Raw genomic sequence first — 13,122 nt, forward strand, 5'->3', positions numbered from 1 at the left:
CGGTAAAGCAAACTCTATAACGGGTCCAAGATCATTACACTCCGGCCCAACCTATTATCTATGACCAAATTACTGACCTTACTATTCGCCTTGATCCTCACATCTTCTGCTTTTGCACAGGAGTTGAATGTTCCGAAGGGGAAAAACTTTTCGTACACTACACATGTGGTAAATAATGGGTCGGACAAGTCCGATGAGTTGTACACTTATGCTTTCACATCGCTGGGCAGGGATGCTGCGGGGAATAATGTTTTTGAGTGTAAACTGATCCGCATGGTAGACAATACCGAAGATAAACGGATAGATGCGAAAATGAACACTGACGACATCAAGACCCTAAGTCTGTCCAGATCAAGTATGGTGATGACCTTGGCGCTTTTGAACAAACCATTCAAAGTGACCATCACCCCAAAAGGTGAAGTGGTCAAAGTAGATGGCCTTGAAAAATTAGTGAATGAGGCGGCTGATAAGTGGAAAATAGAACCGGACATCCGCAAGCAAATGCTGCACAACCAAGGCAATTACGACTATTACATGCAAAAAATGTTTTTCCGTATGCCGGATAATATCGCCAAGACTACGGACGGATGGAAGGATAAAAATGGAACAGCCTACAAGATAACACCTACTGACGATGCCAAACTTAACCTGATAGACCTGAACACCGAAAAACCAAAGTTGACTAAAAAGCCTTCGGCAAAAGGGAAGTTTTTGAACATAAGTTCCTCATCAAACACTGGCGAAAATGAGAAAGTAGAATACGTACTCGATGCACAGACAGGTCTGATCCAGAACGCTGTACGTAACCGTAACTTTGATTGGAGCTATAGTTCAGTCACCGAGAATGTTAAAGACAGGTACGAGCAACGCATCGGCACAAATACCGACGGTAGTAAACCGGATAGCGCCCGGACAAATATGATGGTGACGCTGAGCGGCTGGTCGGACGTTTTTAAGTCAGGCAATGATGCCGACCTGAAAAAAATGCAGGGCTATTTTAAAGCCAATGATACTAAATACAGAACCGACCCTTACTATAACGTTGCTAAACTACGCTTGCTGGGCAGCTTTAAAAAGAACGACAAAGCAGATGCCTATCATGATAGCGTTCTGCTGACCACGCCCGATGAGGCCCTGTATGTAAAGTATGATCCGCATGCATCGTTCATGAATAAGCTGGCATTGTTGGAACGTACCGATCCTCAAAAAGCCTATGCGCTTACCAAAGTATTCGCTAAGACCGATGCCCTACACATGTGGCTTCACTCCACCACGGCGCAAGCTATCTTGAACGAAGACCCTGAATATGCCGGCGAACGTGCCAACGTATTAGCATTGGCCAAACTAATGAGCGCCGACAAAGAACCTATGCTGCATGGCGTTGCTACTCCTCTAATGCTTTGGGCATCGGCCAAAGCTGAACCTCAAAACACAGATCTGTTGGTGGAAAACGCTGCCAAGTTAGCCAATATGGATGCACCATCCGTACGACAGGGAAAAGGCGGCCGTTACGCGTTGTTGACCTATCAAATGTTGCTGAACGCAGGCAAGGCTACAGAGGCTAAAACCCTGCTCGATTCGGCTATTAGTAAACTTACTAAAGCTGTCAGGGATAGTTCTTACACTTACGTGAACGACGATAAGTCTGTGCTTTCCCATGCTTACTATTTAAAATATCAGTCGGCTAAGACTGCCGGCAATGCCGATGCCTTGCAATACCTGTCCTTAGCGGCGCAGTTTTCTCCATCGAACGGTGAGCATGGTTCGTTAATGAATAACGATGATCACTTTTTAAAGTCGAAGAAAAGCTACCGCGACGTATTGATGCGCGAACTCTTTAACTCAGGCGATCAGCAACAGGGTTTAAAGACACTCATCTCCCACATTAAAGCCGAGCCGGAAAGTTTGGATGAAATGAAGAAAGTTTATGAAAGCGCTTTCCCGGGCAAGGACTTTAAGACACTATTGCAGACCGAGATCATGAACAGTTGGAACGAGCCGGTGGATTTTAAATTGAAAGATCTACAAGATAAAGCCCATCAACTAAAAGACTATCAGGGCAAGTGGTTGGTGATAGATTTTTGGGCTACCTGGTGCGCGCCCTGCATTGCCGAAATGCCTGCCGCTAATACTTTTAATAAGCAATTGGCTAATGATTCAAATGCCGCGTTCCTCAGCATTGCCTGTAATGACCTGACGGAAAAGGTAGCACCATTTATGAAAGATCATAATTATGATTTTCCCGTACTGATGTCGGACAATGTGATCGAGCGTAAGTATAAATTGCGGGCTATGGGGCATAAAGTACTGATGGCCCCTAACGGAAAATGGATAGCCTTAGACTTTCAAAAAGACTGGAAAAAGATATTAAAAGCTTTCAGTACTATTTAAAACTGTAACGATAATGACGGCCGGGCTATGAAGCATTTGGCAATAAAGCATACATTTGCAGGGCAATGAGGGAGCTTGCCTATCTAAATAAGTTTTTGTGGAAATACCGCTGGCGATTGATACCGGGCACGCTGTTCGTGATCATATCCAACGTTTTCAACGTGTTAACTGCGCAGGTGGTCCGCATTGCATTTGATCTGGTCACTATTAATATCGGCACTTATCACCTGTTTACCGGCTTTAAGCAGCAGGATACCATTTACGGCGCTTTTGGGCGTAGTTTAATGTGGTTCGGGGGATTAGTAGTATTGTTGGCGTTGCTGCGCGGGGCGTTCCTGTTCTTTATGCGGCAAACACTTATTCTGATGTCGCGCCATATTGAATTCGATCTAAAGAACGAGATATATGCGCATTACCAGGTGCTGTCCTTAGCTTTCTACCGTCGCCATAAAACAGGCGACCTAATGAATCGTATAACCGAAGATGTTAGCCGCGTGCGGATGTATTTAGGCCCGGGCATTATGTACACCATTAACACGGTGGTACTTTTTGCCATGACCATTTACGCTATGATGACAGTGAACGTCCGCCTGGCGATATTTTCTTTACTGCCGATGCCGATACTGGTGATCATGATCTATTACGTTAACGGCATCATCAACTCACGGAGCGAAAAGATCCAACAACGCCTCTCTTCCCTATCCAGTTTTGTGCAGGAGAATTTCTCCGGTATCCGGGTGATCCGCTCCTACGTGCGCGAAGGTTCAGTTAAGAAAAGTTTCGCCAAAGAAAGTGACGACTACAAGACGCAAGCCATGTCATTGGTACAGGTACAAGCTTTGTTTTACCCGCTGATGTTGCTACTGATCGGCGTGAGTAATATCGTTGTGATATACGTTGGTGGCGTAGAGGTAATGAAGGGTAACGCGACCGCAGGTAATGTGGCGGAGTTTATCGTTTACTTAAACCAGTTGATGTTCCCGGTGATATCTTTAGGTTGGGTAACCTCGCTGATCCAGCGTGCCGCGGCATCACAAAAACGTATCAATGAGTTTTTAAAGACGCAGCCCGAGATCGTATCGGCAACCAAAGAGCATACCAAAATAGGCGGGCAGATCACTTTTGATAATGTCAGCTTCACCTATCCGGATACCGGCATCCAGGCTTTGAAAAACGTATCCTTCACGGCCGAGCCCGGGCAAATGGTGGCTATTATTGGTCGCACTGGATCTGGGAAATCTACCATCGCAAACCTGATCATGCGAATGTATGACAGCGATACCGGCGATGTTAAAGTAGACGGCACCCCCATCCGCCAAAAAGATCCGGAGAATTATCGCTCGCAGATTGGTTTTGTTCCGCAGGAGGTTTTCCTTTTCTCAGATACTATCGCCAATAATATCGCCTTCAGTGCCGACGTGTTGGACATGCCTGTTGTGGAGCAGGCCGCTAAAGATGCTTCGGTTTACAACAACATTATCGCTTTCGAAAAAGGTTTTGAGACCATGATCGGCGAACGGGGTATTACGCTTTCGGGCGGACAAAAGCAACGCGTTTCCATTGCCCGGGCTATCGTAAAACAGCCGCAAGTTTTGATCTTTGACGACTGCCTCTCTGCTGTTGATACTCGTACCGAAGAAGCCATATTGGGTAACCTTGGCCGCATCATGCAGGGCAAAACGAGTATTATTATCGCGCATCGTATCTCTACCATTAAAAATGCCGATAAAATATTGGTGATGGATGCAGGCCAGATCGTAGAACATGGCACACACGAGCAATTAATGCAACAACACGGCGCTTATTTTGACCTGTACGAGAAGCAGTTACTGGAAGAAGCCGAAGAGAAGCTGCAATAACTCCTATCTACACTTTTTATTGCCTTTTGTTTCAATATTATTGAAATACACCCTTGCGTTTTGAAAAAATTGATATATTAGTACCGATCAATCTAAAACAAATACATTAAACATGGGTGATTTTGACAATAAAGAACGGGAGGAAGTTTTTTCGAAGAAAGTAAGGGCCGGCAAGCGTACCTATTTTTTTGATGTAAAGGCGACAAGATCAAACGATTATTATGTTACCATTACCGAAAGCAAAAAGCGATTAGAGGATAATGTGTTTGTTAAGCACAAGATATTCCTGTACAAAGAGGACTTTGAGAAATTTAGCGAAGGCCTGCAGGAGATCGTTGATTACATTAAACAACACCAGGAAGTAGTTGAAAAACGCTACGAATACAGCAACGATTACGAACCTGCAAAGGCATCGGCCGACGAGGGTTACTCGTACTAAATAGCAAACCCTAACCAATTATAAACCGTAAGCCTCCGCAAATTTTTTGCGCGAGGCTTTTTTGTATTTGTTACTTTTTAAACCACAAAGGGCACAAATAATATAAAACACAAAGGACACAAAGCTTTGCATGTTGATCATTGCATCTTTGTGTCCTTTGTGGAAGTCTCTGTGTACTTGTGGTTATATCACCACCAAAACTTACAAAGCCTTAGCATCCATATTGTCCATAGTAGCGATAGCACCGTAAGCGCGGAAACCTACGTTGCCCGACTTATATTCATCGTCCGATGCAGTTAATAATGGCGTTGCACCGTCACCTACGTAAAACTCAAATTTATTGCCTTTCGCTTTTACTTTCAACTTGTGGGTGTCATTCAGTTTCACCGCGAATTTCTCTGACGCAATCACTGTCCATTTTTTACCATCAGCTTTGCCGAATTCTATAGTGCCTTTTGTCGGGTTAAGGCCAACGTAATACCCAAGATAAGCATCGGCGCCAATAGATGGTTTGGTTACGCGGAACACCAGTCCTGCATCTCCCGGTGAATTAATAGTGATATCGGCACTGTATTCCAAGTCAGCAAAATTAGTCCCAGTAGCGATCATCTTCGGACCGTTCCCTCCCGAGCTATTGCCACCGTTAGATGCGCAATGCAATGCGTTATCTTTAGCGAACCAGCCACCACCGTAGATCACCAGGTCCTTAATGGCATTGTTGTCAAAAGTTTGTTTAAAGGTTTTGTTAGCCCAGTTGGTTTGCCCAATGGTCGGGAATACACTTAAACGCAAATTCTCTGAGCCATAAGGCACTAAGGTAACCTCTTCAGTCCTTTCGGTAGATGGTGTTGGGCTATAAGGAGCTTCAAAAGCAGCCGAGCCTTTGTGATCTATACCCCAACCCGGGATCTGTTTAGCCTTAGCTTTTAGCATGATCGGGGTTACATCCTGCTCGAATGGATTTTCAGGCATGGCAGCTTTTACTACCGTAAAGTTATTAGCGGCCGGGCCGGTCAGAACCAAACCATAGTTCCAAGGCGTGGCGGGACTTAATTCGGTCTCTTTGAAATCAGAAACCTGATACGTTCTTGATACTTTAACGTTCTCTTTGATCTTCAGCGCGTAAACCAGCGGACCACGTTCTACACTTACGCCATTATTCACCTGCTTGGTCACGGCTACATTCATTGGGAAATTAAGGGTGATCTTATCATTGGTTTTCCATTGTCTGTTCAGTGCCAGTACGTCGCCTGCTTTAACAGCAGCTACGGCAACGCCATTAACTTTTACTTGTGGCTTTTTACACCAGGCCGGGATACGTAAATTGAGCGGAAATTTGGCCGACTTATCTAAAGATAAGTTCAACGCGATCTGCTCATTAAAAGGATAATTGGTAACCTCATCTATTTTTACTTTGGAGCCATTAGCAACTACGGCATTTATCTCCATAGGTGCGTAAATGCTTACCGCTAAACCACCATCTGGTGTAGCCAGCCAGGCGTTCTTTACAAAATAAGGCCAGCCCATATGCATATTGTATCGGCAACATGGGAAACCTGAATATGGGCTCAGTACAATGCCATTGCCGTAATCCTGATTAAAACCATGGTTGCCAGGCGTGCTTTGGACCTGATTGGGTAAGGTGTAATAAGCATGGTTATGCAAGTCGCGGCTGTATTGTGCAGGCAAGGTATTAAAGGCGATCTTCTCTAACTGATCACCAATAGATACGCTATGGTCTACACGGGCAGCACTCTCTAAACTTTGCATCCATTCAACCACCGCACAGGTCTCTACGCCCTGCAAGGCACTCGTGCCCGACATAAATTCGGTACCCGAACCAATACCCGTTGGCTGGCCGGCGTTATTAAGTATATGTTCGATACCCCGCTGCATCCCTTGGGAAAATGCCGGCGTAGGTTCTACCTGCGAATAAACGATAGGGAATTTTAAGGCCTGCGATACATTGACCATGTGCTTAGGCATGTGGTCATCGCCATAATATAGGAACTCGTTCTGATTAAATATCTTGTCCCATGGGTAAGCCTGTTGTTTAAGCTTGGTGGCTAAGGTCAACAGATCCTTATCCCCTGTTTTATTATACACCCATAGTACGATCTCGATATTATCGGCAGCACGGGCTTTACCCCACTCAAACAGTGGTTCTTTATCCAAATTAGCCAACTGATATTTAAAGTAGTTGGATAATAGAGGGATAACTCGCTTATCCTGCGTAGCCTCGTGATAGCTTTGCAATGCATACATAAAAGGCATACGGGGCCACCAATCCTTCATCTTAGTCGGACCGAATTTGCCATCGGCTTCAGGATGATCAAGCGTATAGTCGAGCCATTTTTGTGCCTTGGCCTTTAGTTCCGCGTCATCCAGCGTATAAGCTAATGCCACTAAGCCTTTGACGTAATACGGCACTTTTTCCCAGCCATTACCGCTGCCGCCCAACCAGTCAGAATCCTTACCGAGGTCATTTTTGCCGGGGTAAAGTTCTTCTGCATGGCCGGTCATGCCGGTCTTTTGCAGTTCCAATTGTTTCAATAACCAGCCTTTGGCTTTGATACTACCTATTGGCAATTGAGCGTAAACATTTTGTTTTAATGGCGCACGGTTGAACGTGTAAGGCGTGTTTGTTTGTGCCGACGCGCTGTTTGCCAACAAGGCACACGAAAGCAGTACGACAGAGTAAATAGAGAATTTCATAATTGATATTGCTCCGTACCATCTGCACGGAATTTATGGTGGATGAGATACAAAGCTAAAAAAATAGCAGGAATGGGCAATAGCTATGTCGGGGCGGCAGATAACGAAAAAGGCCCCCTGAAATGATCAGGGAGCCTGCGTTAAAATTAAGATCTTAAATTAACGCATCAATGACGCGGCATTCATGGCGAAGATCATCATTGCTACGATAAAAATAATATACAAGATGATGGCCACGATAAGAATGATACCCTTCAGCTTAAAAAATGACTTCAGTTTAGCTATGGATGAGGTAAGTATAGCGCTATCTGCAAACCCGATAGCTTTCTTTGCCCTCGATGCGAATTGATATAAAGCCAGGTTGATAAAAAATATCACTATCGCTACAACAAAATAGGCCGCGCCAATGAACGGCCCCATCAGCGCGATCACCGGATTTGACATTGCACCCGGCATGGCGGACATTGCAGCCATCATGGTGCCGGCGAATATGCCCATTACCGCTATTAAACCGGCGCCGATAAAGCCCATAATGGCTAAGAACGACGCCCATTTGGCTGCCTGTTGTAAATAATACTGTGCTTCCTGACTAAGGGTCATGCCCTGTTCTTCAGATGGTTTGGTGTAAGCTTCGTCGCCGTAAGTTTCCATGTGTTGTGTGAATGTTTGGTTTGTTATCGTAAAAATAAAAATAATTACCTACCAAACAAGCCTTACCATCACAAAAGCGTCCCGCTCAGGATGGATACCGCAAAACTAAAATAGATCACCAGCCCTGTAACGTCAACCAGTGTAGCCACGAATGGAGCCGACGAAGTGGCCGGGTCGAAACCAAGTTTTTTGAGTAATAGTGGCAACATCGAACCTGTCAGAGAACCCCAAAGTACGATACCGACCAACGTCAGACCGACCGTCAAGCCTACCAATGCCCAATGCGGGCCGTAAACATCACTGAACAGACTCCAAACGTATATCCTTAAAAAACCGATGACACCAAGCGTACCGCCCAGCATAATGCCCGATACCAATTCCCGGCGCATTACACGCCACCAATCGGCTATCGTAACCTCGCCCAAGGCCATGGCCTGTATGATCAGCGTAGACGCCTGCGAACCGCTATTACCGCCGCTGGACATGATGAGCGGGATGAACATGGCCAAAACCAACGCTTTCTCTAACGCCCCTTCAAAATGTTGCATGGCGGTAGCGGTCAGCATCTCACCTAAAAACAGGATGATCAACCAGCCTACCCTTTTTTTCACCAGGGTGAACAGATTGATATCCAGATAAGGTTCGTCCAATGCCTCGGTACCACCGATCTTTTGGATATCCTCGGTATATTCTTCGTTGGCTATCCAAAGGATATCATCTACAGTGACGATACCTAACATGACCTTATCATCGTCAGTAACTGGTAAGGCCACCCGATTATTCATCCGAAAAACGTTGATGGCTTCTTCCTGTGGATCTTTTACGTTCAGCGAGATGGAACGGCCGTCCATCAACTCGCTCACTTTGGTCTCAGGCTTCACTAATAGAATATCGCGGATACGGATGTCATCAAGAAGCACACCCTTATTATCGATCACGTAGAGTACGTCGATGGTCTCGGAATTTTTACCATATCGCCTAAGGTGCGATAATACCCGCGGGATATCCCAATCTTGTTTTACGGTGACGTAATCAGGTGTCATCAAACGGCCAACGCTTTCTTCCTCGTAACCTAAAAGAGTTAACGCTTCTTTACGGTCATCAGCAGAAAGGTGAATGATAAGGTTCTTTACAGCATCGCCATGTAATTCGGCAAATAAAGCGGTACGATCATCGGGCGGCAAACCGTTAATTAGGTCAGCTATTCTTTTACTCTGAAGTTTTTTAATGATACGCTCCTGCGTAGGGAAATCCAGGATACGGAACACGTTAACAGCACGATTGATCTGCAGCAACTCGATGAATTTCACCGCATGCTCGGGATACTCATCGATCAGGGGTTCGACATCGGATATGTTGAGATCGTTAAGAAAAGCGCTAAGCGGTTTATCATCGTTCTGTTCCAGCAATAGTTCTAATTCTTCAACCATCTCTTTTTCCATACCTGTCGCCTCCTTTTGTGTTTACATGTTGTGTTGATAAATGCTGCCGGGCAGCTGCCGCAAAAGTGCGTTTATTTTTCCAAAAATTCAGCCCTTTTTTGTGTTATCTTTGCGCGGAAATTCAGAGTCAAGAATATAGAGTCAAGAGCCGAGACATCTTTGCTAATTGATCAATTTTATCTTGTTCCTGACTCTATATTCTTGACTCTTTAAACGAAAACATGGGACTACAATGTGGAATAGTAGGTTTGCCTAACGTTGGTAAATCAACACTTTTTAATTGCTTATCAAACGCTAAGGCGCAGGCTGCTAACTTTCCTTTCTGTACGATTGAGCCTAACGTAGGCGTGATCACCGTACCTGATGAGCGCCTGACCAAGCTGACCGAGATCGTTCAGCCTAAGAATGTGGTGCCTAACGTGATCGAGATAGTAGACATTGCGGGCCTTGTAAAAGGTGCCAGCAAAGGCGAAGGATTAGGTAACCAGTTTTTGGGTAATATCCGTGCAACTAACGCTATCATCCACGTGTTGCGTTGCTTTGATGACGATAACGTGATCCACGTTGACGGCTCGGTAGACCCGATCCGCGATAAAGAGATCATCGATACCGAATTGCAGTTGAAAGACCTGGAGTCGATAGAGAAAAAGCTTCAGAAGGTTGAGAAAGCTGCCAAAACAGGCGACAAGGATGCAAAAAAAGCATTCGATGTGTTGACCACTTACAGAGAGCATTTACTAAGGGGTAAGTCGGCCCGTACCGTGGCTGTAGAAGAAGAGGATAAAGAGCATGTAGCTGATCTTTGGTTACTGACCGCTAAACCCGTAATGTATGTTTGCAACGTAGACGAAGCTGCCGTAAACACAGGTAATGCTTACGTTGATAAAGTACGCGAGGTAGCCAAAGAAGAGAATGCCGAAGTGTTGGTTATCTCTGCCAAAATAGAGTCTGAAATTGCAGAGTTGGAAAGTTACGAAGAGCGCCAGATGTTCTTAGACGACCTGGGCTTAACCGAATCGGGTGTCACTAAACTGATCAAAGCGGCTTACCGTTTGCTTAACCTGCAAACATATTTTACCGCAGGTGTGCAAGAAGTACGCGCCTGGACCATTAACAAAGGTTTCACCGCGCCGCAAGCGGCCGGTGTTATCCACTCAGATTTTGAGAAAGGCTTTATCCGTGCCGAGGTTATTAAGTACGACGAGTTTGTGAAATATAACGGTAACGAAGCTACCATTAAAGAGAACGGCAAATTGGGCGTTGAGGGCAAAACCTACATCGTTCAGGACGGCGACGTGATGCACTTTAGATTTAATGTGTAATTTTCAGGCGAAAGGTTAAGGGCGAAAGGTTAAAGGTTCGTCGATCCTGATGATAGAATACAAACGGCGCTCAGACCACCTGAGCGCCGTTTTAGTTAAGTTGTTTTAGCTCCTTCCCAAACATTTTACCTTTAACCTTCAACCTTTCGCCTTTGACCTACAACTTCATCCGGTTTATCTGCGGGTTCATGGTGGCGTTTACCTGATAAGTATTGATGCTATTATTCATATTAACCTCAACAATGCGGTAACCTTTGTAGCTTGTTCCCCAATCGCCGCCAAAATGCGCGTCAAAAAAATGAGGAAATTTGCCGGTGTATCTTACGCCATCAAGTGTATGATCATGCCCGTGGAATGCGGCTTTGATGTTGGGATATTGATGCAGTAATGCGATCACTTCGGGGCATTCCGCAAAAGCTGCTTTCTCTTCGGGCAGCCAAATGTGGGGCGGGATGTGCAGGATCACAAATACCACCTCCTTGTGCTTGAACTTCTCGAACGAACTTTTCAAAAAGGCAAGATCCGGGCAAATAAACTCACCCTTAACGTTTGATGTATTGGCGAATACGATACCGATATCACCCTTCTCTACCACATAATTATCATCGTAACCAAATACCTTTTTCCAAAGCGCGGCATCAGCATGGTCGTGGTTACCCGGCACGGCATATACGGGTACGCCGATCTTGTCAAAGTATTCCGATTTGATCTTGGGTAGCAGGTCGGGGCGGTCATGTACAAGATCGCCGTTAGCTATCACCAGATCCAATTGGTTGCTTTTGTATTGAGCCTGCATCCAGCTTACCATATCGTCAAAAAATTTATCAGACTCGGTATTGGGCTGCCCGTAATGCCCATCGGAAACAATGGCAAAACGCAGTTTAAATACCTCCCGCGAATTATCATCGGTTGCGATCGGTGCACCGGCAAATGCATCTATCGCAGGCAATAAGGTGATCCCGGCCAATCCGGCCATTGATGAACTAATAAATTTTCTTCTACTATTCATTTGCAATGTATTGATAACACTAAATATAGGCTACAAAATTGCAATCGGGTTATTGCCGTGTTGTTAATTTCTTATCAATTTTCAAACATCGCGGTATCGATCAATTTTATATCTTTGCGCCATGCTTCCGTAGTTCAATGGATAGAATTATGGTTTCCGGTACCATCGATATGAGTTCGAATCTCGTCGGGAGCACTTTTAAGTCAAAAGCCTTTAGTCGTAAGTCTAAAGGCTTTTTTGCTTAAACTAACAAAGCCGCCAAAATTGGCGGCTTTGTTAGCAACATATCATAATTAATTACTAATAAGTACTCCATTGCGCCACACCTTCCGGTTCGGCTTTTTTTACTTCGTCACTTTTAACCTGGCTCATCTGTTTATCCAATTTTTCCTTTTCGGCTAAAGCTTTGGCCATTTCTTTAGGTTGCTTGGTTTGGCCTTCTGTTTCGGTCACATAAGTTATTGGATCTTCTACGTAAACAAAGTCTTTGCCCATGCCTTTGATCTCGCCTTCATTCCATGGGCCTCTAACAGTGCCGTCAGACAAGTTGTACACCTGCTGCAAAAATCTCGGGTCGGCGCCTAGTACCGCCGGTGGGAAATTCGGCTGAATAGTATCCAAGGCCGCTTCGAACATTTTGTAGTGGGTTACCTCACGGGTCATCAGGAACGACAAAGTTTCTTTAACGTAAGGATCATCGGTAAATTTCATCAAGTGCTCGTATACCAATTTTGCCCTCGATTCTGAAGCCAGGTTGCTACGCAGATCTACCGTCAGGTCCCCGTTAGAGTGAATGTATGACGCACACCAAGGAATGCCCTGGCTGTTGCGCAAAGTAGGCCCGCCGCCAGTGATGATGGGAAACTGTGGATTTGCGGTCAAAGCAGCATGGATGATGCTTTCTTTGGTTGCCTTGCCATCCATAACTTGCATTATCTCGGACTGCTCGGCTGCGTTCTTCATTTCGCCATTAACACCCTTCAGTAACATTTGGATGGTTGCTCCAACTATCTCGAGGTGGCTAAATTCTTCGACAGCGATATCCATTAGCATATCATACTTGTCGGGGTGTGGTTGCTTGGCACCGAACGCCTGCGTAAAGTACTGCATTGCAGCAGCAAGTTCTCCATTTTCACCACCAAATTGCTCTAATAATAAGTTGGCAAATCTTGGGTCAGGGCGGGATACCCTTGCATTAAATTGTAGGTCTTTTACGTGATGGAACATTTTATTTTTGATTAGTTGTTTATTCGGAATATTTGCAGGACGTAGCGTAGAGAATGGGTATCGTGCG

The 13,122-nt window shown here is 45.1% G+C and carries 9 protein-coding genes and 1 tRNA gene; 5 read left to right on the forward strand and 5 right to left on the reverse strand.

Annotated features, from left to right (window positions below; genetic code table 11):
• Window positions 1-60: 60 nt before the first annotated feature.
• From IRJ16_RS01275 to IRJ16_RS01285, 3 genes are all read left to right on the forward strand, one after another.
• Window positions 61-2,391, forward strand: coding sequence for a DUF6263 family protein (locus IRJ16_RS01275; RefSeq protein ID WP_194109703.1), 2,331 nt, complete (start codon window positions 61-63; stop codon window positions 2,389-2,391).
• A gap of 65 nt (window positions 2,392-2,456) precedes the next feature.
• On the forward strand, window positions 2,457-4,250 hold the full coding sequence (locus IRJ16_RS01280) for an ABC transporter ATP-binding protein (protein ID WP_194109704.1): 1,794 nt from the start codon (window positions 2,457-2,459) through the stop codon (window positions 4,248-4,250).
• Between the two features lie 112 nt (window positions 4,251-4,362).
• The gene (locus tag IRJ16_RS01285) at window positions 4,363-4,689 is read left to right on the forward strand and encodes a DUF3276 family protein (protein ID WP_194109705.1); all 327 of its coding nucleotides are present in this window, start codon (window positions 4,363-4,365) and stop codon (window positions 4,687-4,689) included.
• Between the two features lie 201 nt (window positions 4,690-4,890).
• Here the strand turns inward: IRJ16_RS01285 and IRJ16_RS01290 are convergent, their stop codons facing one another.
• From IRJ16_RS01290 to mgtE, 3 genes are all read right to left on the reverse strand, one after another.
• Complete coding sequence (locus IRJ16_RS01290) at window positions 4,891-7,404, reverse strand: beta-L-arabinofuranosidase domain-containing protein (RefSeq protein WP_228079720.1); 2,514 nt, start codon at window positions 7,402-7,404, stop codon at window positions 4,891-4,893.
• A 159-nt stretch (window positions 7,405-7,563) separates the two neighbouring features.
• Entirely contained in the window at window positions 7,564-8,055 is a 492-nt protein-coding gene (locus IRJ16_RS01295; RefSeq protein WP_194109706.1) for a DUF5362 family protein, read from the reverse strand.
• Window positions 8,056-8,123: 68 nt separating this feature from the next.
• Window positions 8,124-9,497, reverse strand: coding sequence for a magnesium transporter (mgtE, locus tag IRJ16_RS01300; protein WP_194109707.1), 1,374 nt, complete (start codon window positions 9,495-9,497; stop codon window positions 8,124-8,126).
• Window positions 9,498-9,718: 221 nt separating this feature from the next.
• Between mgtE and ychF the strand changes: the two genes are divergently transcribed.
• The gene (gene ychF, locus IRJ16_RS01305; protein ID WP_194109708.1) at window positions 9,719-10,819 is read left to right on the forward strand and encodes a redox-regulated ATPase YchF; all 1,101 of its coding nucleotides are present in this window, start codon (window positions 9,719-9,721) and stop codon (window positions 10,817-10,819) included.
• 157 nt (window positions 10,820-10,976) lie between these two features.
• Here the strand turns inward: ychF and IRJ16_RS01310 are convergent, their stop codons facing one another.
• Window positions 10,977-11,828 carry a metallophosphoesterase family protein gene (locus IRJ16_RS01310; protein ID WP_194109709.1) on the reverse strand — a complete coding sequence of 284 codons (852 nt, stop codon included), beginning with the start codon at window positions 11,826-11,828 and terminating at the stop codon, window positions 10,977-10,979.
• Between the two features lie 123 nt (window positions 11,829-11,951).
• On the opposite strand from IRJ16_RS01310, the gene IRJ16_RS01315 reads away from it, so the two are divergent.
• Window positions 11,952-12,023 (forward strand) — tRNA-Arg (locus tag IRJ16_RS01315).
• A gap of 105 nt (window positions 12,024-12,128) precedes the next feature.
• Here IRJ16_RS01315 and IRJ16_RS01320 read toward each other — a convergent pair.
• The gene (locus IRJ16_RS01320) at window positions 12,129-13,055 is read right to left on the reverse strand and encodes a manganese catalase family protein (RefSeq protein WP_194109710.1); all 927 of its coding nucleotides are present in this window, start codon (window positions 13,053-13,055) and stop codon (window positions 12,129-12,131) included.
• Between the last annotated feature and the right edge of the window lie 67 nt (window positions 13,056-13,122).

Source organism: Mucilaginibacter myungsuensis (assembly GCF_015222005.1).
Taxonomy (GTDB): domain Bacteria; phylum Bacteroidota; class Bacteroidia; order Sphingobacteriales; family Sphingobacteriaceae; genus Mucilaginibacter; species Mucilaginibacter myungsuensis.

Coding starts and splice junctions, on each gene's coding strand:
- IRJ16_RS01275 (WP_194109703.1), top strand. CDS start 61: ATGACCAAATTACTGACCTTACTATTCGCCTTGATCCTCACATCTTCT.
- IRJ16_RS01280 (WP_194109704.1), top strand. CDS start 2,457: ATGAGGGAGCTTGCCTATCTAAATAAGTTTTTGTGGAAATACCGCTGG.
- IRJ16_RS01285 (WP_194109705.1), top strand. CDS start 4,363: ATGGGTGATTTTGACAATAAAGAACGGGAGGAAGTTTTTTCGAAGAAA.
- IRJ16_RS01290 (WP_228079720.1), bottom strand. CDS start 7,404: ATGAAATTCTCTATTTACTCTGTCGTACTGCTTTCGTGTGCCTTGTTG.
- IRJ16_RS01295 (WP_194109706.1), bottom strand. CDS start 8,055: ATGGAAACTTACGGCGACGAAGCTTACACCAAACCATCTGAAGAACAG.
- mgtE (WP_194109707.1), bottom strand. CDS start 9,497: ATGGAAAAAGAGATGGTTGAAGAATTAGAACTATTGCTGGAACAGAAC.
- ychF (WP_194109708.1), top strand. CDS start 9,719: ATGGGACTACAATGTGGAATAGTAGGTTTGCCTAACGTTGGTAAATCA.
- IRJ16_RS01310 (WP_194109709.1), bottom strand. CDS start 11,828: ATGAATAGTAGAAGAAAATTTATTAGTTCATCAATGGCCGGATTGGCC.
- IRJ16_RS01320 (WP_194109710.1), bottom strand. CDS start 13,055: ATGTTCCATCACGTAAAAGACCTACAATTTAATGCAAGGGTATCCCGC.